The sequence below is a fragment of the Caulobacter sp. LjRoot300 genome (genome assembly GCF_964253875.1).
GTDB lineage: Bacteria > Pseudomonadota > Alphaproteobacteria > Caulobacterales > Caulobacteraceae > Caulobacter.
The window spans coordinates 175832-197801 of record NZ_CAXUSA020000004.1; the positions used below are offsets into that span (position 1 = coordinate 175832).

At 69.1% G+C, this 21970-nt stretch carries 22 protein-coding genes and 1 pseudogene; 12 read left to right on the plus strand and 11 right to left on the minus strand.

Annotated elements, in window-relative coordinates; genetic code table 11:
• Nucleotides 1–116: 116 nt before the first annotated feature.
• From ACSQ2G_RS15190 to fdxA, 3 genes are all read right to left on the minus strand, one after another.
• The gene (locus ACSQ2G_RS15190; protein ID WP_436032242.1) at nucleotides 117–2489 is read right to left on the minus strand and encodes a TIM-barrel domain-containing protein; all 2373 of its coding nucleotides are present in this window, start codon (nucleotides 2487–2489) and stop codon (nucleotides 117–119) included.
• A 215-nt stretch (nucleotides 2490–2704) separates the two neighbouring features.
• The gene (locus tag ACSQ2G_RS15195) at nucleotides 2705–3211 is read right to left on the minus strand and encodes a CarD family transcriptional regulator (RefSeq protein ID WP_028038239.1); all 507 of its coding nucleotides are present in this window, start codon (nucleotides 3209–3211) and stop codon (nucleotides 2705–2707) included.
• A 427-nt stretch (nucleotides 3212–3638) separates the two neighbouring features.
• The gene (gene fdxA / locus ACSQ2G_RS15200; protein WP_029908209.1) at nucleotides 3639–3980 is read right to left on the minus strand and encodes a ferredoxin FdxA; all 342 of its coding nucleotides are present in this window, start codon (nucleotides 3978–3980) and stop codon (nucleotides 3639–3641) included.
• Between the two features lie 245 nt (nucleotides 3981–4225).
• Here fdxA and ACSQ2G_RS15205 point away from each other — a divergent pair, with 245 nt between their 5' ends.
• Nucleotides 4226–6316 (plus strand): putative bifunctional diguanylate cyclase/phosphodiesterase, encoded by a 2091-nt coding sequence (locus ACSQ2G_RS15205; protein WP_436032245.1) that lies wholly within the window; start codon nucleotides 4226–4228, stop codon nucleotides 6314–6316.
• Nucleotides 6317–6489: 173 nt separating this feature from the next.
• On the opposite strand, the gene ACSQ2G_RS15210 is transcribed toward ACSQ2G_RS15205, so the two are convergent.
• From ACSQ2G_RS15210 to ACSQ2G_RS15220, 3 genes are all read right to left on the minus strand, one after another.
• Nucleotides 6490–7275, minus strand: coding sequence for a hypothetical protein (locus ACSQ2G_RS15210; RefSeq protein WP_436032247.1), 786 nt, complete (start codon nucleotides 7273–7275; stop codon nucleotides 6490–6492).
• 116 nt (nucleotides 7276–7391) lie between these two features.
• Complete coding sequence (locus ACSQ2G_RS15215) at nucleotides 7392–7679, minus strand: RNA-binding S4 domain-containing protein (RefSeq protein ID WP_028038235.1); 288 nt, start codon at nucleotides 7677–7679, stop codon at nucleotides 7392–7394.
• On the minus strand, nucleotides 7676–10237 hold the full coding sequence (locus ACSQ2G_RS15220; protein WP_436032250.1) for a helicase-related protein: 2562 nt from the start codon (nucleotides 10235–10237) through the stop codon (nucleotides 7676–7678). Before ACSQ2G_RS15220 ends, ACSQ2G_RS15215 begins: the two co-directional genes overlap by 4 nt.
• A gap of 117 nt (nucleotides 10238–10354) precedes the next feature.
• Between ACSQ2G_RS15220 and ACSQ2G_RS15225 the strand changes: the two genes are divergently transcribed.
• From ACSQ2G_RS15225 to ACSQ2G_RS15240, 4 genes and pseudogenes are all read left to right on the plus strand, one after another.
• Entirely contained in the window at nucleotides 10355–10960 is a 606-nt protein-coding gene (locus ACSQ2G_RS15225; protein ID WP_436032252.1) for a hypothetical protein, read from the plus strand.
• 4 nt (nucleotides 10961–10964) lie between these two features.
• A pseudogene (locus tag ACSQ2G_RS15230) lies at nucleotides 10965–11129 on the plus strand (VapC toxin family PIN domain ribonuclease); the annotation flags it as partial.
• Between the two features lie 92 nt (nucleotides 11130–11221).
• Nucleotides 11222–11650 (plus strand): nuclear transport factor 2 family protein, encoded by a 429-nt coding sequence (locus tag ACSQ2G_RS15235; RefSeq protein WP_436032254.1) that lies wholly within the window; start codon nucleotides 11222–11224, stop codon nucleotides 11648–11650.
• 78 nt (nucleotides 11651–11728) lie between these two features.
• Entirely contained in the window at nucleotides 11729–12754 is a 1026-nt protein-coding gene (locus tag ACSQ2G_RS15240) for an alpha/beta fold hydrolase (RefSeq protein ID WP_436032256.1), read from the plus strand.
• 172 nt (nucleotides 12755–12926) lie between these two features.
• Here the strand turns inward: ACSQ2G_RS15240 and ACSQ2G_RS15245 are convergent, their stop codons facing one another.
• Nucleotides 12927–14531: an amidohydrolase gene (locus ACSQ2G_RS15245; RefSeq protein WP_436032886.1), complete on the minus strand. Its 1605-nt coding sequence runs from the start codon at nucleotides 14529–14531 to the stop codon at nucleotides 12927–12929.
• Nucleotides 14532–14808: 277 nt separating this feature from the next.
• On the opposite strand from ACSQ2G_RS15245, the gene ACSQ2G_RS15250 reads away from it, so the two are divergent.
• A complete protein-coding gene (locus ACSQ2G_RS15250; RefSeq protein ID WP_436032258.1) occupies nucleotides 14809–15384 on the plus strand; it encodes a methylated-DNA--[protein]-cysteine S-methyltransferase in 576 nt (191 codons plus the stop codon).
• 277 nt (nucleotides 15385–15661) lie between these two features.
• Here ACSQ2G_RS15250 and ACSQ2G_RS15255 read toward each other — a convergent pair whose 3' ends face one another.
• Nucleotides 15662–16582: a LysR family transcriptional regulator gene (locus ACSQ2G_RS15255; RefSeq protein WP_436032260.1), complete on the minus strand. Its 921-nt coding sequence runs from the start codon at nucleotides 16580–16582 to the stop codon at nucleotides 15662–15664.
• 72 nt (nucleotides 16583–16654) lie between these two features.
• Here ACSQ2G_RS15255 and ACSQ2G_RS15260 point away from each other — a divergent pair, with 72 nt between their 5' ends.
• Complete coding sequence (locus ACSQ2G_RS15260) at nucleotides 16655–17065, plus strand: nuclear transport factor 2 family protein (protein WP_436032262.1); 411 nt, start codon at nucleotides 16655–16657, stop codon at nucleotides 17063–17065.
• A gap of 169 nt (nucleotides 17066–17234) precedes the next feature.
• Here ACSQ2G_RS15260 and ACSQ2G_RS15265 read toward each other — a convergent pair whose 3' ends face one another.
• Nucleotides 17235–17678: a DUF3617 domain-containing protein gene (locus tag ACSQ2G_RS15265; RefSeq protein WP_436032264.1), complete on the minus strand. Its 444-nt coding sequence runs from the start codon at nucleotides 17676–17678 to the stop codon at nucleotides 17235–17237.
• A 209-nt stretch (nucleotides 17679–17887) separates the two neighbouring features.
• Between ACSQ2G_RS15265 and rpmB the strand changes: the two genes are divergently transcribed.
• From rpmB to ACSQ2G_RS15285, 4 genes are all read left to right on the plus strand, one after another.
• Nucleotides 17888–18187 carry a 50S ribosomal protein L28 gene (rpmB, locus tag ACSQ2G_RS15270; protein ID WP_310081001.1) on the plus strand — a complete coding sequence of 100 codons (300 nt, stop codon included), beginning with the start codon at nucleotides 17888–17890 and terminating at the stop codon, nucleotides 18185–18187.
• A gap of 143 nt (nucleotides 18188–18330) precedes the next feature.
• Nucleotides 18331–18681, plus strand: a complete 351-nt coding sequence (locus tag ACSQ2G_RS15275) for a metalloregulator ArsR/SmtB family transcription factor (protein ID WP_028038227.1) — start codon at nucleotides 18331–18333, stop codon at nucleotides 18679–18681.
• On the plus strand, nucleotides 18678–19196 hold the full coding sequence (locus ACSQ2G_RS15280; protein WP_436032267.1) for an SRPBCC family protein: 519 nt from the start codon (nucleotides 18678–18680) through the stop codon (nucleotides 19194–19196). The genes ACSQ2G_RS15275 and ACSQ2G_RS15280 overlap by 4 nt, the downstream gene beginning before the upstream one ends.
• A complete protein-coding gene (locus ACSQ2G_RS15285; protein WP_436032269.1) occupies nucleotides 19193–19609 on the plus strand; it encodes a hypothetical protein in 417 nt (138 codons plus the stop codon). The genes ACSQ2G_RS15280 and ACSQ2G_RS15285 overlap by 4 nt, the downstream gene beginning before the upstream one ends.
• Nucleotides 19610–19826: 217 nt before the next feature.
• Here the strand turns inward: ACSQ2G_RS15285 and ACSQ2G_RS15290 are convergent, their stop codons facing one another.
• Nucleotides 19827–20117 carry a hypothetical protein gene (locus ACSQ2G_RS15290; RefSeq protein WP_310081006.1) on the minus strand — a complete coding sequence of 97 codons (291 nt, stop codon included), beginning with the start codon at nucleotides 20115–20117 and terminating at the stop codon, nucleotides 19827–19829.
• 243 nt (nucleotides 20118–20360) lie between these two features.
• Nucleotides 20361–20660 (minus strand): hypothetical protein, encoded by a 300-nt coding sequence (locus ACSQ2G_RS15295; protein ID WP_310081008.1) that lies wholly within the window; start codon nucleotides 20658–20660, stop codon nucleotides 20361–20363.
• Nucleotides 20661–20984: 324 nt separating this feature from the next.
• On the opposite strand from ACSQ2G_RS15295, the gene ACSQ2G_RS15300 reads away from it, so the two are divergent.
• Nucleotides 20985–21854 (plus strand): aldo/keto reductase family oxidoreductase, encoded by an 870-nt coding sequence (locus tag ACSQ2G_RS15300; RefSeq protein WP_436032271.1) that lies wholly within the window; start codon nucleotides 20985–20987, stop codon nucleotides 21852–21854.
• Nucleotides 21855–21970: the final 116 nt, after the last annotated feature.

Consider the following 21970-nt stretch of genomic DNA (forward strand, 5'->3'; position numbering starts at 1 on the left):
AAAACCTCGTCCTTCGACAAGCTCAGGATGAGGTTTTCTTGCTGCCGGGTCTGTAAATGGTCCTCATCCTGAGCTTGTCGAAGGACGAGGACCACGCACCAGCTTGGAGGCCGCCCCTACGGCGCGGTCACCACCGTTTCCTGGCCGGTGTAGCACACAGTCCGGGCCGGCGGCGTCACGGCCAGGCCCAGGCCGCTCTGGTCGCCGACCCAGACGATGTTGAAGGTCCGCTCGCGCGGCATGCCCGGATAGCTTCCCTTCCGCGCGCCGATCGTCAGCGTCTTTCGCGCCTCGTCCCAGCGCAGGTCGATGGTCGCCCGCCGCCCCTGCCGGTAGCCCTGGCCATCACCCTCGTCGTCATAGAGGGTGAAGGCCCCGTCGGCCCCGCGGTAGACCCGCAGCTCCAGCGGCGCATCGGCGCCCGCCGCCGCGTGCGGGACCACCGGGCCCAGCGGCAGGATCGCGCCGGCCCGCACGTGGAGCGGCAGGACGTCCAGCGGCGTCGCCACCGTCACCGTCGAGCCGCCGGCGTGGCGGCGGCCGGTCCAGAAGTCGTACCAGTCGGCCTTGCCGGGCAGGTAGACGGTCCGGGTCTCGGCCTTGGGCTGGACCACCGGGCTGACCAGCAGGTTCTGTCCGAACAGGTACTGGTCGGGAATCCCGTGGGCCAGCGGGTCGGCGGCGAAGTCCATCTCCAGCGGCCGCATCATCGTGTAGCCCTGGTCGGTGACCCGCCAGGACGTGGCGTAGATGTAGGGCAGCAGGCGGTAGCGCAGCTCGACATAGCGCCGCAGGATCGCTTGCGCCGGTTCGTCGAAGCGCCAGATCTCCTTGGACGGCCCGGTGCCATGCACCCGGAACATCGGGGTGAAGGCGCCGTACTGGAACCAGCGCACGAACAGGTCGCGATAGTTGGCGTCGCCCGGCTCGCCGCCGAAGAAGCCGCCGATGTCGGTGTTCCAGTAGGGGATGCCGCTGGCCACGAAGTTCAGCCCGGCCGGGATCTGCTTGCGGAACACCTCCCAGTCGCCGTGGATGTCGCCCGACCAGGTCACCGCGGCGTTGCGCTGCTGGCCCAGCCACGCCGAGCGGGTCAGCACGAACGGCCGCTTGCCGGGCGCGTCCCTCAGCTGGCCGTCATAGACGCCGGTCGTGTGCATCAGCGGATAGGCGTTGTAGACCTCGGCGCCCGGACCGGCGGCGGTGGTCAGGGCGCGCATCTCGCCCCAGTTTCCGCCCAGCTCGGCCTCGCTGGCGTCCAGCCAGTAGCCGTCGAAGCCGATCGGGGTCATCGATTTGGAGATCTGCGACCAGTAGAGGTCGCGGCCGGCCTTGCCGTAGGGGTCGTACCAGCGGCCGGAGCCTTCCGGATAGACATTGCGGTAGGTCGGCGGGAACAGCACGCCGGCCGCGTCCAGCGCCTTGGTGTTGGCCAGGTCGGCGTCCAGCCGCGGCCAGACCGAGACGATGGCGTGCACGTCCATGGCCCGCAGGTCGGCCAGCATCTTCTTGGGGTCGGGATAGCGGGCGGGGTCGAACTGGTGCGAGCCCCACTGGCCCGGCGCCCAGTACTGCCAGTCCTGGATCACCGCATCGATCGGGATGTTCATCTGGCGATAGCGGCGGGCGATCCCGACCAGCTCGTCCTGCGAGGCGTAGCGCTCGCGCGATTGCCAGAAGCCCCAGGTCCAGCGGGCCATCATCGGCGCCGCGCCGGTCAGGCGGCGATAGCCGGCGATCACCGCGTCGGGCTCCGGACCGGCGATGAAATAGTAGTCGATGTCGCGCGCGGCCTCGGACTGGAACGTCAGGCGGCTCGAGGCCTGGGGCACGCCGACCTCGACCGCCGTCACAGAGGCGTTGTCCCACAGGATCCCGTAGCCCTTGGTCGACCAGATCATGGGCACGGCGACGTCGGTGTTGACCTGCTGCAGCAGCACGCGCCGGCCGTTGCGGCCTATGCCGCCGTCCGAATGCTGGCCCAGGCCGAGGAATTCCTGCGAACCGGCGATCTCGAACGCCTGGTTGGCCGAGAACAGGCCGGCCCCGCCGCTGGCGGACGGCGCCAGGCTGTCGTCGCCGGGCTTGAGGACCTCCTGGGTGTAGAGGGTTCCGGCCGCGTCGCTGAACGAGACCGCGCCGCTGTCGCGGGCGATGGCGACCTTCAGCGCGGGCGTGGTGATCTCGACGCCGGTCGGGGTGTTGGCGACGCTGAACCGCTGGGCCGGCCGGGGCAGGACCACCGCCAGGCTGGTCCGGTCCGGCGCTATCGCGCCGCGGTAGCGCCGGACCCGGACGATGCTGTCGCCCCAGACCTGGACATTGACCGCGCCCTGGGCCGTGCGGACGGTCAGGCCGTCCTCGCCAGGCTGGACGGCGGACGCGGGCGCCTGAGCTTGCGCCGCCTCGGCCATGGGCCATACGGCCAGGGCCAGGCCCACGAGCAGGAGCCGCCAAGGCCGCCTCGCGCCGAACTGTACAGGGGTCATCGGGATCCTTCTCGCGCTTCCTCGCCAACCCGGATCTTCGTCCAGGCCGCTCTTATTAGTCAGACTAATTCAGCAAGGTAGCGGTATCAATCGGCCTCGTGCTGGGCGCGCCCATTCTGTTGCGGAAGCGTTTCCGAGAATTCAAAACGCAAAACGCCCCCGGACCGAAATCCGGGGGCGCTTGGCTTAACTCTGACTATTGCTGTCGGATCGCCTTAGGCGGCGTTCTTGATCAGCGACTTGGTCAGGATGCCGATGGCGGCTTCGCGGTCGATCCGCTCGATGGCGGCGACTTCGCGGGCCATGCGATCCAGGGCCGATTCATAGAGCTGGCGCTCCGAATAGGACTGTTCCGGCTGGTTCTCGGCGCGGTGCAGGTCGCGGACCACCTCGGCGATCGAGATCAGGTCGCCCGAGTTGATCTTGGCTTCGTATTCCTGGGCGCGGCGCGACCACATGGTGCGCTTGACGCGGGCGCGGCCCTTCAGGGTGGTCAGGGCCTGGCTGACGACATTGCCTTCGGCCAGCGGGCGCAGGCCCGCGGTCTTGGCCTTCTTGGTCGGCACGCGCAGGGTCATCTTCTCGTGGTCGAAGGTGATGATGTAGACCTCGAGCGACATCCCGGCCACTTCCTGGGTTTCGACGCCCTGGATGCTGCCCACGCCGTGCGCGGGATAAACGACGTGATCGCCGACCGAGAATTCCAGACCGCTCTTGCTCATTCGTTCGTCCTCAATAAGTTCGGGCCAAGCCCAAAACACCGCGTCTCGAAACCATCCAAAGGGCGTCCCAAACGGCGACAAGGACCCGTCCGCGAAACGTTGCGGGGCCAGTACCGGTCAGGATTTGGAATAGTGCTTAAGTCACCCTTCGCCTTCGATCGGGCGCGCCGGTTTCCCGGCTGACATCGTCCACATGACGGCAGGCGCAAGCAATCGCGACCGTTACGTCGAGAGCGACAATATCATAAAATTCAGCTTGATGAAAGGCTTGCGACCTGTTTAGCCGCCCGGCCAAGCCGATTTGACCGATCTTTCCGGCCATTTCCGGCGAAATTCCGGGATTTCGATCGCCGTCTGGCCCGGGGCGGCGGCATCGCCAGCCATACGCCGGCCGGCGTTCCCTGAGCCGAAGCCCGGGCCGGCCGACTCAGCTGCCCTTGCCGGGCTTTTCGCTGAAATATTTCTCGAACTTGCCGGTTTCGCGTTCGAATTCTTCGCGGTCGGCGGGGGGCGTGCCCTTGACCGTGATGTTCGGCCAGATCTTGGCGTATTCGGAATTGATCCGCAGCCACTTGCCGTCCGGCTCGTCCTCGGTGTCGGGCTTGATGGCGTCGATCGGGCACTCGGGCTCGCAGACGCCGCAGTCGATGCATTCGTCCGGATTGATGGCCAGGAAGTTCTCGCCCTCATAGAAGCAGTCGACCGGGCACACTTCGACGCAGTCCATGAACTTACATTTGATGCAGGCGTCGGTAACGATGTAGGTCATCGAAGGCTCGGTGTCTTCCGGGACTAGCGCGAGAGAGGCCGCGTTTTCGAAGCCAAGGGGCCGCTTGTCAATGCGGCTTGGCTGCGCGGAGGCCCAGGATTTCTCACACCGGCCTCGCCTTGTGGGCCGGACGCCACCTTAAATAGGCGCGGATCCTCGGATACCGCCGTTACGTTACCCTTTCTTATCGAAGCTCGGTCACAACCAAGCCGAGGAAAACAAACAAGAAGTCGACAACCCGACCCATGACGAGAGCCGCCGTGCGCACCCAGGTCTCGATCACGCCGCAGGAGACCAAGGCCCCAGGGGCCCAGATGGACGCCTTCGAGACGTTCGTGCGCCACGCCCCGTTCGCGGCGGCGCTGGTCGACGCCGGCTTCCGCCTGACCGCCGTCAGCCCCGACTGGGCCAGCCACGGCCTGTCGCCCGGCGTCTCGGTCGGCGACGACTTCCGCCGCGCCCTGGTCAGCCCCGAGGACATCGACAGCCTGGAGCGCTGCGTGGCGTTCGGCGAGCCGTTCTCGCGCTACCGCTCGATCTCGGTGGGCGGCGCCGAGCCGCGTATCTGGCGCACCGAATTCGCCGCCACCCTCACAGAGACAGGCCGCACCCTGGCGGTCATCGTCACCGCCCGCGACGTCAGCGGCTACGCCGAGACCGCCCTGAAGGCCGAGCGCGACCAGCAGCGGCTGAGAATGGCCCTGGAGCTCGACGAGCTGATGGTCCGCGAATACGACCTGCGGACCGGCGAGATCTACTGCTCGGGCACCTCGCCCGAACTGGAGAAGTGGTGCCTGTTCAAGAACGACCCGATGGAGATCGTCCACCCCGACGACCATGAGCGGATCGCCGACATGGTCCGGGCCCGCAAGGACGGCGAGGCCCAGGTCTTCGAGTTCCGCCTCAACCGCGACGACGGGGTCGAGACCTGGGTGCGCTCGGTCGGGAAGAAGTTCCTGGGCGCCGACGGCAAGCCAGAACGGCTGGTCAACCTGTTCAAGGACATCACCGACCGCCGCCGGCAGACCGAGGCCGTCGAGAACCTGGCCTTCAAGGACAGCCTGACCGGCCTGCCGAACAGAGCGTATTTCAATCGCAAGTTCCAGGAGGCCGTCGACGCTTCCGAGATCATGGGCGAGTTGTTCGGCCTGATCATGATCGACGTCGATCACTTCAAGGACATCAACGACACCCTGGGCCACGACGCCGGCGACGCCCTGCTCAAGCGGCTGGCCGAGATGCTGCATGCGGCGTTCCGCGCCGGCGACACCGTGGCGCGGCTGGGCGGCGACGAGTTCGCGGTGATCCTGCGCGGTCTGCATTCCGAGGCCGACATGATGCGGCCGGTCAACGCCCTGCAGGACCTGCTGCGCCGGCCGATCGAGCACGGCGGCCGCAGCTTCTCGGTCAGCGCCAGCATCGGGGCGGCCCTGCACGGCGATCCGGACGCCGATCCCAGCCACATGATCAAGAACGCCGACATCGCGCTCTATCGGGCCAAGGACGAGGGCCGCAACCGCAGCGTGGTGTTCGACCCGTCGATGCGCTCGGCCCTGGAACGGCGGATCGAGCTGCTGCGCGACGTGCGCGCGGCGATCACCGCCAAGGAGTTCGTGCTCTACTACCAGCCCGTCGTCGAGATCTCGCGTGATGGGGCGTCCAACAGCGTCAGCGGCTTCGAGGCCCTGATGCGCTGGGACCATCCCGAGCAGGGCGTGCTGACCCCCGACCGCTTCATGGCCGCCTTCGAGGATCAGGACCTGTCGCTGAAGCTGGGCGACCTGGCTTTCGAGACCGCGTTGAAGCAGATGCGCGACTGGCTCGACGCCGGCGTCGAGTTCGGCCGCGTGGCCGTCAACATCTCGGCCGCCCAGTTCCGCAGCGGACGCCTGGCCGAAGAGGTCCAGGATCGGCTCAAGCGCTGGAACGTGCCGTGCGATCGGCTGACCATCGAGGTCACCGAGAACGTCTATATGGGCTGGGGCTCGGACATGGTCAGCGACACCGTCCGCCAGTTGCACCAGGCCGGGGTGATGATCGCGCTCGACGACTTCGGCACCGGCTACGCCAGCCTGGCCAACCTGCGCCAGTTCCCCATCGACCGGCTGAAGATCGACAAGTCCTTCGTCCAGAACGCCGAGGACGCGGCCATCGTCAAGGCGGTGGTCACCCTGGGCTCGTCGATGGGCATGAAGGTCATCGCCGAGGGCGTCGAAGACCAGGCCCAGTTGGACGCCCTGGCCGACTACGGCTGCGACCAGATCCAGGGCTACCACTTCAGCCGGCCGATGCCGGCGGCGCTGGTGCCGGGGTATTTGAAAGGGTTTGGGGTCTAAAAATCCTCCCCCCTTGGGGGAGGTGTCGGCGAAGCCGACGGAGGGGGGAGTGATCGGCAGACGGCCACAACCCGGATCGAGCGTCCTAAAACTCCCCCCACCGATCGCTACGCGATCGCCTCCCCCACAGGGGGAGGACCTCTTTGGCGCCCCCGGCCAGCTGCACGTGATCGCTATTTCATCCGCGAGATCTTGCCGCCCTCGACGATCCACAGCGTGTCCTTGCCGGTCCCGACCACGATCGGCAGGCGGTACATCAGCCCCAGGAAGACATGGGTCTCGAGCGGCGTCGGCGACACGATATGGTTGACGTAGAGCATCGGCGACTTGGCGCCGGGCGGCAGGTCCGGCTTGGCGTTCATTGTCAGGCAACTGGCGGACAGAGCATCGACCCGGTTGACCGTCTGGCCGTCGGCGCTGACCGAGAAGCGATAATGGCCGCCCATCGGGATCACGTCGCGCGCCGGACTGGGGGCCAGCAGCCAGACCAGCCAGCCGTCGCCCTCGACATCCCTGATCACGACGCTGTTGTAGCCTTGGCGGCAGACGCCCGGCAGCTTCTTGATCGCCGTCTGGCGGGCAGCGAAGGCCGCGCGCTCTTCGGCGGTCAGCGACCGGTCGGCCGGCTGGACCACCGCCCCCGCGCCCTTGCGGCCGACCACCACGTCGTAGCCCGCTTCCAGGCCTGAACCGGTGTCGCGCAGGAACCGCACCTTCTCCTCGTCGCCCTGGCCTTCGACGATCCAGCCCTTGAAGCCCGCTCCGTTCAGATCGGGAACCTTGGCCGTCAGGGCGTCGGTGGCCAACCAGGCGGCGCGGTCCTGGCGGTAGATCGCCCCGCCCAGGCGCTCCAGCGTCGGGATGTCGAAGACGCGGATCGGCGGCGGCTTGTCAGCGGCGAAAGCCGGCCCGGTCAGGGCAAGAGCCAAACCCAAGGCCAAGACAAAACGACGGATCATGCGAAGCCCTCCCATTCCGGCGTCCAAGCTAGGGCGTTCATGGGGAACGTCCACCCGAAATGCTCGCGGAAGTGGTGGCCAAGATTCAAAGATCCTCCCCCTTTGGGGGAGGACCGTCACCCCTCCACCGCCTCGTACAACTCCCGCGCTTCCGTCGCCGGGCCGCGCCGTTCGCCGAAGCCCAGCACGCGCACCGAGACGATGCGGCCGCCGATGGCGAACATCAGGGCGTCGCCGACCCGCAGGCCGCGCGAGGGCTTGTCGACGCGGCTCTCGACGCCCGTCCGGGTCAGGCGGATGCGGCCTTCCTCGACGAAGCGGCCGGCCAGGGAGCGGGTCTTGAAGAACCGCGCGCGCCACAGCCAGACGTCGGCGCGGCAGTGGCCGGGGTCCTCGTCGCTCATGAGGCGACCTTGGCGGCCGCGGCCGGCTTGCGGCGGCGCGGCTTTTTCCGTCTCGGCGGCGGCTCGGTCAACCGGGCCAAGGCCGCGAACGGCGAGTCCGGACGCGCCGTGACCTTGGGCTCGGGCCGCTGGGCGCCGCGCCGCTTCCACAGGATCGGGTCGCCCTCCTTGGGGCGGATCGCCGGGGTGTAGTCCAGGGCCCGCAGCACGGCGGCGGCCTCGGCCGGCGTCCAGCCCAGGGTGTCGCGGGCGGCGTCGGTCAGCACCACCCCGCCGGGCCGCTGGCCCTCGCGCAGCAGGGCGTCCAGCCGCTCCAGCATCTCGACCGGGGCCACCGCCTTGCCGACCAGGCGCAGGCCGTTGGCGGCCAGGGCGCGAGCGTCGGGCGGCGGGCTGGGCGCGGCGGCCAGGCGCTCGCTCTCGCCGCGCCAGCCGCCGGGGGTCAGGGCGCGGGCGGTGGCCAGCGCCTCGGGCCGCAGCACCGACGGCAGGAACAGGCTGAACGCCCCGATCCGCACGCCCAGGGCCTTCAGGTTGCGCCGCTCGGCCTGGCTCATGGCCTTCAGGTCGGTGTCGACCGCGCGCTTGTCCAGCACACCGCCGGCCTCGAGCAGCCGGTGGGCCAGGCCGCGCGGCAGGCCCTTCAGCTCGCCGCCGGACAGGGCCCGCTCCAGCTTGCGCAGGCCAGGCAGCTTGCGGTCGACCTCGCCGGCCAGGAAGGCGTCCAGCCGCCGCTCGGCCCGCTCCCGCGCCGCCGCGTCGCCCAGGTCGCCCTGCAGCCGGGCGCGCGGCGCCAGCAGGTTCACGCCCCCTCCTGCAGAGGAGGCGCGCACCGCCCCGGCCGCCTCGCCGTTCCACAGCACCACGCCGTCCGGCGTCAGGGTGAAGGCGCCGTCGGGCTCGGCCGCCAGCTTGCCCAGGCGACGAGCGATCTCGGGGGTGACGGCCCGCTGGGCGGTGTTGCGCAGCGCCTTCTCCTCCAGCGCGCTGCCGCCCTTCTCCTGGACGAAGGTGACGCCGGTCAGCCGGCCGACCACATGGCCCTCGACCGTCACCGCCCCGTCGGCCCCCACCCCGGCCAGCATCGTCTCGCGGTCGCCCAGCTGGCGCATCAGCACGCTGGTGCGCCGGTCGATAAACCGGGCCATCAGCTTCTCGTGCAGGGTGTCGGACAGCCGGTCCTCCAGCGACCGCGTCATGCCCTGCCACTGAACCGGGTTGTGCAGCCAGTCGCCGCGGTTGGCGATGTAGCTGAGGGTACGCACCCCCGACAGCCGGGCGGCCAGGCTGTCGATCTCGCCGTCGGTGCGGTCCAGGGCCTTGAACTGGCCGGCGATCCAGTCTTCCGGCAGGCGCTTGCGGCCGGTGGTCAGGTCGTCGAACAGGGTGCGGACCATGCGCTGGTGGTCGTCGTCGGTGGTCTTGCGGAAGTCCGGCGTCTGGCACACGTCCCACAGCCGGATCAGGGCCGAGCGGTCGGCCTTGCAGCGGGCGACCACGTCCTCCTGCTGGGCCAGCTTGCGCAGGGTGCGCTCGTCCAGCGCCTCTTCCGACAGCGACAGGCCCACGCGATGCGGCGGCTCGGCCAGCGAGCGCAGCAGGCCCTGCAAGGAGCCGAAGTCCAGCCGGGCGTTGCGCCATTCCGCGCCCATCACCGGCTCGAACCGGTGCTCGACCACGCTCTCGACCAGGTCCTCGTCCATCTCCTCGCAGTCGCCGGTCACCCCGAAGGTGCCGTCGCGGGTGTAGCGTCCGGCGCGGCCGGCGATCTGGCCCACCTCCTGCGGATGCAGCCAGCGGGTGCGCTTGCCGTCGAACTTGCGCAGGCCGGCGAACGCCACGTGGTCGACATCCATGTTCAGGCCCATGCCGATGGCGTCGGTGGCCACCAGGAAGTCGACCTCGCCGCTCTGGTAGAGCGCCACCTGGGCGTTGCGGGTGCGGGGGCTCAAGCTGCCCATCACCACCGCCGCCCCACCGCGTTGGCGACGGATCAGCTCGGCGATGGCGTAGACGGCGTCGGTCGAGAAGGCCACCACCGCCGAGCGGCGCGGCAGGCGGGTCAGCTTCTTGGAACCGGAATAGGTCAGGTTGGAAAACCGCTCCCGCGTCACGATCTCGGCGTCGGGCAGCAGGCGGCGCACCAGCGGGGCCATGGTCCCCGCGCCCAGCAGCATGGTCTCGAACCGGCCCCTGGCGTGCAGCAGCCGATGGGTGAAGATGTGACCGCGCTCGGGATCGGCGCACAGCTGGATCTCGTCGACGGCCACGAAATCGACCTCCCGGCCCAGCGGCATGGCCTCGACCGTGCAGACGAAATAGGCCGCGCGCGGCGGGACGATCTTTTCCTCGCCGGTGATCAGGGCCACCGAAGCCTTGCCGCGCAGCTTGACGATCCGGTCGTAGATCTCGCGGGCCAGCAGCCGCAGCGGCAGGCCGATCATCCCCGAGGCGTGGCCCAGCATCCGCTCGACGGCCAGGTGGGTCTTGCCGGTGTTGGTGGGGCCGAGAACCGCCGTGAGCTTGGAAGGGGCCAGGCCTGTCGAACGGTCGCTCATGACTCAAAGGTGGGATGGGAATCGCGGCGGGGCAAGCGGGGTGTGACCGTATAGCCCTCCGATGAGAGAGGACTCTTGAAGGCCCGAAGCGTAGCGTCGACCCACGCGGAGGACGCCATGGACGACAGCCCCTCGATGGCCGTCCTGGGATTTCGGCCCCACACCTACTGGACCGCCGCGGTCGCGCTCGCGGGCCATCCGGATGCGCCGCGAGTCGTCGCGCGACGCCGGATCGTCTTCGCCGCCGGCCTGGAACGCTTCGTCTATCATCAGGCCGCCGCCCTGGAGCCGGCCAAGGCCCACGCCCTGATCGCCGAGGTTCGCGCGGCGACGCAAGCCAACGCGGCGCGTGAGGTCGTCCGCTTCATCGCCGATCTGCGGCGCGACGGTGTCGAGGTCCGCGTGGCCGTCGTCCCGGGCGGGCCGGCGCGGCCTTCGCGAAGCCTTGAGGATATCCTCCGGGCGCATGCCCGAATCCACGCCGCGGAAGGCGACTTCTATCGCGACGTCGTCGCCTCGGCCTGCGCCGGACTGGAGCTGGAGGTTCGCCGCGTGGGCGAGCACGACCTTCCGGGCCTGCTGGGCGAGGCGCTGCGGATCGACGGCCCAACGCTGGAGGCGCGCCTGAAGGCCATGGGCGCCGCGCTCGGCCCGCCCTGGAACGAAGACCACAGGTTGGCGACCCAAGCCGCATGGATCCAGCTCGCCACGACCAGGCCATGACTTGGCCGCCGACGCCTATCGCGCGATCGTCGAGGCCGCCGGTTACTCGCGCCGCAAGATTCTGGACCGCATGATCGCCGCCCAGGCCCTGGCGCCCCGCGCCGCCCTGGTCACCCGCAACGCGGCCGACTTCCAGGACATTCCGGGACTGGTCCTGGTCGCGTGGTGAACTGACGCATCGGGCCGGGACGGCTTGCCGTCGCCCCGGCGAGGCCTATGCTTCCCAGGCTGTCCTTACGTCACCGAACGGAGGCTCGAGCCGTGCAGAATTCCCGATGGAAGGCCGCCAATCCCGAGGTCCAGGCGGCGGTGCTCGACGACAGGATCGCCGCCGTGATGCACGCGATCGAGAAGGTGGACGCTGCCCTGGTCGCCGACGAATATGCGGTGTTCGCCGCCGCCCTGGCGCCCGAGCTGGTGGTCAACAATCCGGTCAACATCGTCGCCTCCAGCGCCGTGGTCCGCCAGCTGAACGCCGACGGCAAGATCAGCTACAGCCAGTACGAACGCCTGATCGAGCACGCCGCCCTGCGCGGCGACATGGTGCTGCTGATGGGCGAGGAGACCGTCGTGCCCAAGGGCCAGAACCCGCTGGCCGGTCAAACCGTCCGCCGCCGCTTCACCGAGCTGTGGCGCCCCGAGGGCGAGCGCTGGCTGCTGACGGCCCGGCAGGCGACGATCGTGCGGTAGGGAGCCGCCGGGCTTTTACCGCGCGCCATGATCAGACCCCATTCGCGCTTTCCTCTCTCCCTGAAAACGGGGGCGAGCATGAAGCATCTTGTCGGGTCGGCGGTTCTGGCGGCTTGGGCTGTGTCCAGCGTGGCGACGGCCCAGGTCCCCGAGGCCATTCCTTCGGCCGTCTACACCGCCCCGGCCCGACTGGTCGAAATCGGCGGCGGTCGCAAGCTGAACCTGTTCTGCCAAGGCCACGGGCCCGTCGTGCTGATGGAGACCGGCTTCAGCGACACCACCATGACCTGGCGCAAGGTCCAGGCCCGAATCGCCGCCTTCGCCACCGCCTGTTCCTACGACCGGGCCGGCCTAGGCTTCAGCGACCCCAGCGACCATCCGTCCGACTTGGTCCACAACGCCGCCGACCTGGAATGGCTGATCAAGGCCGCCGGGCTCGGAAAACCCGTCCTGGTCGGCCATTCGCTGGGCGGGCGCTATGTCAGCTACTACGCGCGCACCCATCCCGGGCAGGTGGCCGGCCTGGTGCTGGTCGATCCCTCGACTTTCGGTCAGCGCGAGAGTTATCTGAAGTTCCTGGGTCCGGACGCCGTCGCCAAGCTGGACGCGAACCGCCTGGAGCAGGTCGCGCGCTACCGGCGTTGCCTGGACCTGGCCAGGGCCGGCCAGCTGGTTCCGGGACGGCCTGGCGACGCCGCCTGCCTGGATGACCCGCCGTTGGAGGATCCCGTCCTGCACGCCGAGACGGACCGCCAGCTGGCCCGCGCCCAGACCCAGGCGGCCACGCTCTCGGAATATCTCGCCTTCCACGGCGAAACGCCGAGCGGCCCAACGTCGGACCAGGCCCAATGGAGCGTCGCGCCATCCTTGGCCGACGCCCCGCCGGTGATCCTGCTCAGGCGCGTCTACGGCAAGCCGGCTTCGGTCAGTCAGGCGGCCTATGACGGGATCGTGACCGACGCGGTCGCCGAGTTCGCCGAACTGGCGCCGGCGCCGAGCGGCCAAGTCCTGACCGTCGCCAACACCGGCCACCAGATCCAGCTCGACCAGCCCCAGGCCGTCATCGACGCGGTGCGCGAGGTGGTGGAGCGGTCGCGGAAGTAGGGCCCGCTCCCAAATCGTTGTCATCCCGGAAGCCTCGCAGAGGCTGTCCGGGACCCCAGGGGACTGGGCTGGGCGCCTTGCGGTTCACCTGGGTCTTGGACAAGCGCTCCGCGCTTTCCGGGATGACAACGGAGAGGGAGAGTAGACAGAAAAAGACAGGACTGGCCCTGCCCTACTTCTCGAACACCACCTTGCCGTCGACCACCGTCAGGACCGTCTCGGCTTTCAGGATCTCGGCCGGGGCCACGGTCATCAGGTCCTTGCTGAACACCGTGACGTCGGCCTTCTTGCCGGCCTCCAGCGTGCCGCGATCCGCCTCCGCGAAGGCGGCGTAGGCCGGGGCCCAGGTCAGCATGCGCAGGGCCTGGTCGCGGCTGACCGCCTCGTCCAGATGCCAGTCGGCGTTGGCGAAGCCGCCCAGGCTGTGGCGATAGACGGCGGCGTAGAACTCGATGCGCGGGTCGCCGACCTCGACCGGCGCGTCCGAGCCGGCGGCGATCACCGCCCCGCTGTCCAGGAAGTCCTTCCAGCGATAGCCCTCGTGCAGCCGGTCCTTGCCCAGGCGCGCGGGGGCGAAATAGAGGTCGCCGATGGCGTGGCTGGGCTGCATCGAGGCGACGACGCCCAGCTTGGCGAAGCGCGGCAGGTCGGTGTCGGCGACGATCTGGGCGTGCTCGATGCGCCAGCGGGCCTTGGTGTCGCCGGCAAGGGCCTCCTCGAACCAGTCCAGCGCCATGCGGTTGCCGCGGTCGCCGATGGCGTGCATGGCCACCTGGGCGCCGACGGCCTTGGCCTGCTTCATCAGCGCCAGGCCCTTGTCGCGCGGGGTCAGCTGCAGGCCCAGCCCCTCGGCGTCGCTGTAGGGCTCCAGCAAGGCCGCGCCGCGCGAGCCCAAGGCGCCGTCCATGTAGAGCTTGATCCCGCGCACCCGGATCAGGCCGGTGGCGTCGGTCGACGGCCCCTTGGCCAGCACCTGGGCCGCGCCGCTGGGATCCATGTAGTTGTCGACGCGCAGGCCGAACCTCTTCTCCGCCGCCAGACTGGTCAGGATCGCCAGGTCGGGGGCCTCGACGCTCATGTTTCCCAGGCCCGTCCAGCCGCGCGAGGCGTAGAGGGCGCCGGCCTTTTCCAGGGCCTGGCGCTTGAGGGCCTCGGACGGCGGCGGGATCACGCCGGCGACCAGGCCCTGGGCGTGGTCGACCAGCAGGCCGTCGGGCGCGCCGTCGGGGCCCTTGAGGATCTGGCCGCCGGCCGGGGCAGGCGTGTCCCCGGTGACCTTGGCCGCCGCCAGGGCGGCGCTGGAGGCGACCACCGCGTGGCCGTCGGCCCGCTCCAGCACGACGATCCGGCCGGGCGCGGCGCGGTCGAGGTCGGCGCGGTTGGGGAAGCGCTTCTCGGGCCAGTGGGTCTCGATCCAGCCCCGTCCGAAGATCGGCCCGTCGGGATGAGCGGCGGCGTAGACCTTTACGGCGGCGACCAGGCTCTCGACCGAGTCGGTGCGGTCCAGGTTGAGGGTCAGCTCGCGCAGGCCGACGCCGGTCAGGTGGGCGTGGGCGTCGACGAAGCCGGGGAAGGCCGCCGCGCCCTTCAGGTCGATGTCGCGCGCGTCCTTGGCCGCCTTGGCCCGAGCCGCGGCCAGGTCGCCGACGAAGGCGATGCGGTCGTCGCGGACCAGCACGGCCTGGGCCGTCGGGGCGGCGGCGACGCCGGTATGGATCGGACCGCCGTGGATCAGCAGGTCGCCGGCGAAGGCAGGCGCCAGGCTGGCGCTGGCCATCAAGGCGGCGAGGGTGAGGATGCGGCGCACAAGGCTCTCCGGGACAGCAAGAAACGGAAATCGTAGGGAGGAACGGCGCAGTTGGAAACAACCCGCGCGTCAACGGTTGTCATCCCGGAAGCCTCGCAGAGGCTGTCCGGGACCCAGGGGACTGGGCTGATGCGGTGCGGTTCACCTGGATCCCGGACAAGCGCTGCGCGCTTTCCGGGATGACAACGGGAGAGAGAAGCACCGATCGGCGACTCCACTCCCCCTCGCCCGCTGCTATATTCCTCGCATGACCCAAGGCTTCGCCCTCTTCGAGACGCCGATCGGACTGTGCGGCCTGGCCTGGGGCGAGCAGGGGCTGGTGGGCGCGCAGCTGCCCGAGGCCGCGCCGGGCGCCGCCTGGGCCCGGCTGCGCCGGCGCTATCCGGACGCGGTCGAGACATCTCCGCCACCGCCCGTCGTCCAGCGGACGATCGAGCGGATCAACGACCTGCTGGCCGGCGGCCGCGACGACCTGACGGACGTCGAACTGGACTTCAGCATCGTCGCCCCGTTCAACCGCCGGGTCTACGAGATCGCCCGCGCCATCCCGCCCGGCGAGACCTCGACCTACGGCCAGATCGCCAAGGTCATGAACGAGCCGGGCGCGGCCCGGGCCATCGGCAAGGCCCTGGGCGAGAACCCCTGGCCGATCATCGTCCCCTGCCACCGCGTTCTGGGCGCCGACGGCAAGAGCGGCGGTTTCTCGGCTCCCGGCGGAGTGGAGACCAAGGCGCGGATGCTGACCATCGAGCGGGCCCGGACCAGCGCCGCGCCGACGCTGTTCGACCTGGAGTTCTCGGTGGCGCCGCAGCGGGGGCGGTAGGCCCCCTCCCAGAGTGGGCTCTCGCATATGAATCTGCTCTGAAAAATCTGAAAAAGAAGCTGTCATCCCGGACAAGCTCGGCGGAGCCGAGCGCCGATCCGGGACCGCCACAAACACAGAGTTCACGCGTCGGTCCCGGATCTTCGCGCTGCGCGCTCGTCCGGGATGACAACCGCTTTTGGCCATATGCGATAGCCCTGCCCAGAGGGGGAGGATCTGCGCGGCGCCGAGATGCTCCCCCTCTGGGGGAGCTGTCGCGGAGCGACTGAGGGGGTTTTTACAGCGCCCTGCCCACCCGCAGCACCAGCTCGCGGATCCACACCGAGCCCGGATCTCTGTGCGCCACCACCGGATGGAACAGGTACTGGCGGTCCTCGCCCGGATCGATCGGCGGCTCGACCCGGACCAGGTCCAGGGGCCCGGTCAGGGCCGCGATCAGCCGGCCCGGCACGAAGGCCACCAGGTCGGAGCGGGCGGTCATCCTCAGAGCCTGCAGGTAGCTGGGCACGGCCAGGGCGATGCCGCGTTCCACGCCGTTCTGGCGCAGGAAGGGCTCGATGGCGTCGTCGCGCTCGCCGGCCCCGACCACGGCCACGTGGCGGGCGGCGGTGAAGCCTTCGACGGTCGAGAGCCTGTCGATGTCCGGATGACCGCGCCGCACGGCCAGGGCGTCGCGATCCGTATAGAGCGTCTGGCGATGGAAGCCGGGATAGGCCTCGCCGGTCCAGGCGACCACCAGGTCGATGGTGCGGGCGAAGTCCGGGGTCAGCACGGCCGGGCCGCGCCAGGGCACGACGTCCAGGCGTAGGCCGGGCGCGGCGGCGGCGACCTGGGCCAGCACCGCCGGCATCAGCAGGTCGACGCACAGGTCGGGCATCATCAGGCGGAAGCGCCGCGTACTGGTCGCCGGGTCGAAGCCCTGGGCCTGAAACAGGCCGCGCACCTGGTCCAGGGCCTGGGCCAGGGGCGCGCGCAGGGCCTGGGCGTGCGGCGTCAGCTCCATCCGCGGCCCCACCCGCACCAGCAACGGGTCGCCGGTCGCCTCGCGCAGGCGGCGCAGGGCATGGCTGACCGCCGGCTGCGACAGGTTCAGGCGTTGCGCCGCCCGCCCGACGCCGGCCTCGGCCAGCAGGGCGTCCAGGGCCAGCAGCAGGTTCAGGTCGAGCCGGGCGAGGTTCATTTGGCGAATATAGATCATCAGCAGCATCGATTGGATGAATGATCATCATCGCCCGATCATCAGGCTCCATCCCCAGCCCGGAGAGCCGCCATGAGCGCGACCGACGACAACAAGCAATTGATGCAGGCGATCTTCGAGGGCCTGGCGCGCGGCGACGCCCGCCTGTTCCTCGACAGCCTGGACGAAGCCACCGTCTGGCGGATGATCGGAACCACGCCCTGGTCGGGCGTCTATGCCGGCAAGGCCGCCATCCGCCGCGACCTGCTGACCCCGCTGTTCGCCCAGTTCGCCGACCAATATCTGAACGTCGCCGACGCGATCATCGCCGAGGGCGACACGGTGGTCGTCGAATGCCGGGGCAAGGTCGCCACCAAGACCGGCCAGCGCTACGACAACACCTATTGCTGGGTCTGCCGGCTGGCGGACGGCAAGATCGTCTCGCTGACCGAATATATGGACACCCAGCTGGTCGCGACGGCCCTGCGGCCGCCCGTCCGATGATGTCGCCAGGCCTGGGAAGCTCGACCGGTTAACGCCGGCTAACCTTCGCCCGAACACGAGCGAAACGAATCATGACCGAATCAGCGACTTGGCCCGATTCAGTGTTTGTTCCCTACCACCTATTGTAGCTTAATTCGCATTAACCACAAACAGGCTTGAGCCCGACCCGTCAGCCCGCCTTGCACTCGGCGCTGACGCGCTTGGCGTCCATCACCCCGGCCAGGGGGAGGCCATTGATCGTTTTCATGCGGACGTTCAGGCGGAAGCTTTCGGGGGTGTAGGTCCCGTTGGCGGTCACCGGGGCGACCCTGCCCTTCTTGTCGGTCCAGGTTCCCTTCAAGGCCACCTTGCCGTCCTGCACCACGCGAGTCTCGTAGTCGCAGGTATATTTGCGGGTGCAGATGCCCTTGGAGAACTGCTCGACGTCGGCCGGCTTGAGGCAGCGGTCCTCGCCGCCGGCCGGGATCGGGCCGATGCGGTAGCTGTACTCCCACTGGCCGGGCAGGATCGTCGCGTGCGCGCCGGCCGCGTCAGCCATCTGGGGGGCCGCGATGGCCGCCACGACGCCCAGGACCAGGGTTCCGGCGATCATGGCGGGGGCGAGCAGGCGCATGCATCAATCTCCTCGTGGACGACACTCTATATAGAGAGCGGCAGATGAACCGCGCTTGAAGGCGATGTTGGGGCACGGATCGTCAGGCGCGGCTTGACTCGGCGAGCCCCCTTCGCCTATATCGCCCGCTCTCGCGCGGCGGTCCGCCCTTCGCGCGCCGAATTCATGTTGCGGAGCCGTCGGCTTCGCCCAAGCCCAAGGTATCCGCCATGTCGCGCCGTTGCGAACTCACCGGGATCGGTCCGATGGTCGGCCACAATGTGAGCCACTCGAACATCAAGACCAAGCGCCGCTTCCTGCCGGCCCTGTCGCCCGCGTCGCTGCAGTCGGACTCGCTGGGTCAGACCTTCAAGCTGCGCATCAGCAACGCGGCCCTGCGCACCCTGGACTTCCGGGGCGGCCTGGACGTGTTCCTGCTGAGCGCCAAGGACGAGCAGCTGTCGCCGCGCGCCTTGAAGATCAAGCGCCAGGTCAAGGCCAAGGCCGCCGCGACCGCCGTCGCCGCCTAAGCATCTTCGGTTTCGACCGACGAAGGCCCGCGAGGTTCGCCTCGCGGGCCTTTTCGCGTTTGGACCCAGGCCGTCGGCCGGCCTTGCCCGCCGCCGGCGAGACGGGTGTTGACACCCATATATATGCATATAAATGTATATGCATGGAAACGCAGATAAATATCTTCCACGCGCTCGGCGACCCCACTCGGCTCCGCATCGTCGAGGCGATGAAGTCGGGCGAATGCGCGGTCGGCGACATCGTCGAGCGCATGGACATCCATCAGTCCGGCGTCTCCCGCCACCTCCGCATCCTGACGGAAGCCGGGGTCGTGCGCATGCGCCCGGACGGCCAGAAACGGCTCTATTCGCTCCGCCAGGAGGCCTTCGACCAGCTCGAGGCCTGGGTGGCCGACTACCGCCGCCATTGGGAGGCCCGCCTGGACCGGTTCGGCGCCGCCCTCGAACGCAACCGGGCGGCGGAAAAGACCGCCGACAAGGAGGACGCCCAGTGAACGACACCACCGCCACCCGCGCCGCGCGCGCCCAGTTCTCGATCCAGCGCACCTACGCCGCCTCGCTCGACGAGGCCTGGGCCCTGTGGACCACCAAGGCCGGCATCGAGTCGTGGTGGGGCCCCGAAGGCTTCGAGGTGACCGTCACCGCTCTGGACCTGCGCCCCGGCGGCGAGCTGACCTATCTGATGACCGCCGTCGCCCCCGAGATGGTGGCGTTCATGGAGCGGTCGGGCATGCCGCTCTCCACCCTGTGCAAGGTCACCTATACCGAGGTTTCCGCCCCGAACCGGCTGGCCTACAAGACCCTGACCGACTTCGTGCCGGGGGTCGAACCCTACGAGGTCGCCACCGTGGTCGAGCTGGCGGCGGCCGGCGGCCGGACCACCCTGACCATCACCTTCGACGCCATGCACGACGACGCCTGGACCGAACGGGCCCGCGCCGGCCACGAGAGCCAGATGCGCAAGCTGGACGCCCTACTGGCGACCCGGGGCAAGGGGGCGGCGTCGTGAGGGCCCCGCTCGCCAGCCTCGGCGCGATCGTGGCGGGGGTCGCCGTCACGGCGCTGACCGCCACCCTCGTGGACATGGCGATGCGCGCCGCCGGCGTCTTCCCCAGCCCGCCCCAGGCGATGTCCGGCCCGCTGTTCGTCCTGGCCGCGGCCTATCGCGCGGTCTTCACCGTCGCCGGCGGCTACGTCACCGCCCGTCTGGCCCCCGACCGGCCCATGCGCCACGCGTGGATCCTGGCCGGGATCGGCCTGGCGGCTGGTCTGGCCGGCATGGCCGCCTACTACGCCGCGGGCGGTGGCCGGCTGGGTCCGGCCTGGTACGCGCTGGCCATCCCGCTGGAAGCGCTCCCCTGCGTCTGGCTGGGGGCCCGGCTCGCCGTCTCGCGGCGCACGCCGGATGCGCGCCTCGCCTAGCGACGTCGCGGTCCACCCCCAAGAAAAAGCCCTCCCCGTCGCCGGGGAGGGCTCTTCGACGCCACTGAAAAGGGGCCGATACGCCGCCCCGTACAAACTTCCTTGAACGCAGAACCCTAGAACAAACCGCGCGATATAGAGATCGCACGGTCTGCTCTAGACTTTTGTTTTCGCATCGCTTTGCGGAAAACCGGCGTCCACTTTTCCGCGCGATGCTCTAGCGGGCGCGGATGGCCGGGTTAGCTTCGTTGTAGGACAGCAGTTCCGGGTTGTTCAGCTTGCTGACGGCGTCGTTGACCGAGGCGCGCACGCACGAGGGATAGAGGTAGGTGGCCAGGCTTTCGCCGCGCACGCTCTGCCAGCAGACGTTCGAGGCGGCCTTGACGATCTCGGCGCGCAGCTCGGCGGGAGCCTTGCCGGCGGTCTTGACGCGGATTTCGGCGGCGCCGGCGGGCGCGGCGGCGAACAGGGCGACGGCCGAGGCGGCCAGGACGATGGAGCGGATCATGGGACGGATTCCAGGACAGCGTTGACTTTCAACCCGTCCGAAATGCGTTTCCCCGCGGCGGCTGGTCCAGGATCTCGCCCGCTCTGTCGCCTTGGCCAAGCTATAACTTGCCCATCGTTACTTATCAACGGTTATATTGCAGCGCGGTCACAAAGCCCCATTGACACGGGGCGTGGCGGAAACCGGGGTGGACCCCGGCCCCGCACCGCCGAAGGCGCGCGGGACCGGGGTCCAAGACGGAGTCTAGTAGCTGGCCTTCAGCAGGCCGCCGGCGCGGAACGCCTGGCGGTCGTAGGCCTTCAGGTTGGGGCTGCCCACCTTCTCGACGGCGTCGCGGGTCACTTCGCGGACGCAGTAGGCGTAGAGATCGTTGGGACGGTCGCCCACGTCCTCCCGGCAGATCGACGAGGCGGCGGCGACGATGTCGGCATGGATGGCGGAGACGGTGCGACCGCGGACCTTGACGTGCTGGTCGGCGGCGACAGCCGACGAAGCGGTGGTCAGGGCCATGGCGCAAGCGGCCAGAACAAACAGAGTCTTCATGATGTTTACTTCCGAAAGGGGGTTGGGGTTCAACCACCTCCCGACGCGTTCCTCTGATGGCCGTCGGGATCTCGCCCGCTCAATCCATCGAAGGTAGCGGTAACATGACAACGTTGTCTATTGAAGTAGAATGTTGAGTTTCAAAAGAAACTACCCCGAGGCGCCAGTTCCTTGGGCATCCGCCGCCCCGTCTGCCCGAACCCCTCTTCGACATCGTCGGCTCGCCCCATTGTACGAAAATCCGCACAGCCCGTGCCGATTGCATCGGGTTATCGAAGCTCGCGGCGGTCGCTAGCTTGCAGCCATCGAACAAGGAAGACGACCATGCACACGATCGATCAGGCGGGAACCTACACGCTCGGTGGCCAGACGGTCAGGCGGCTGGGCTATGGCGCCATGCAGCTGGCTGGACCCGGCGTCTTCGGCCCGCCGCGCGACCGCGACGCGGCGCTGGCGGTCCTGCGCGAGGCGGTGGCGGCCGGGGTCAACCACATCGACACCAGCGACTTCTACGGCCCCCACGTCACCAACCAGATCATCCACGAGGCGCTGGCGCCCTATCCCGACGACCTGGTGATCGTCACCAAGATCGGCGCGGTGCGCGGCGACGACGCCTCCTGGAACCCGGCCTACGGCGCCGACCAGCTGGAGCGCGCCGTGCACGACAACCTGCGCAATCTGGGCCTGGAGGCGCTGGACGTCGTCAATCTGCGGATCATGTTCGACGTCCACGGCCCGGCTGAGGGCTCGATCGCCGCGCCGCTCCAGGTGCTGGCCGGCCTCCAGCGCCAGGGCCTGGTGCGCCACATCGGCCTCAGCAACGTGACCGCGACCCAGGTGGCCGAGGGCCGCGGGATCGCGCAGATCGTCTGCGTGCAGAACCAGTACAACCTCGCGCATCGCGACGACGACGCGCTGATCGACGCCCTGGCGAAGGACGGGATCGCCTATGTGCCGTTCTTCCCGCTGGGCGGCTTCAGTCCGCTGCAGTCGACCGCCTTGTCCGACGTCGCCGCGCGGCTGGACGCCACCCCGATGCAGGTCGCCCTGGCCTGGCTGCTGCGGCGCGCGCCCAACATCCTGCTGATCCCCGGCACCTCGTCGGTCGCCCACCTGCGCGAGAACCTGGCGGCGGCGACGCTGGTCCTGCCGGACGAGGTCATGGCGGACCTGGAAGGGATCGGGCGGGCTTAACTCAACATCACCGTCATCCCGGGCCTTGTGCCCGGGACCCCTGGTTCAGCTGACGGTGAAGCAACCTGGCGCGCCAGCGCGCCACCCTCCCGCACTTGCGGTGGATAGAGGGGTCC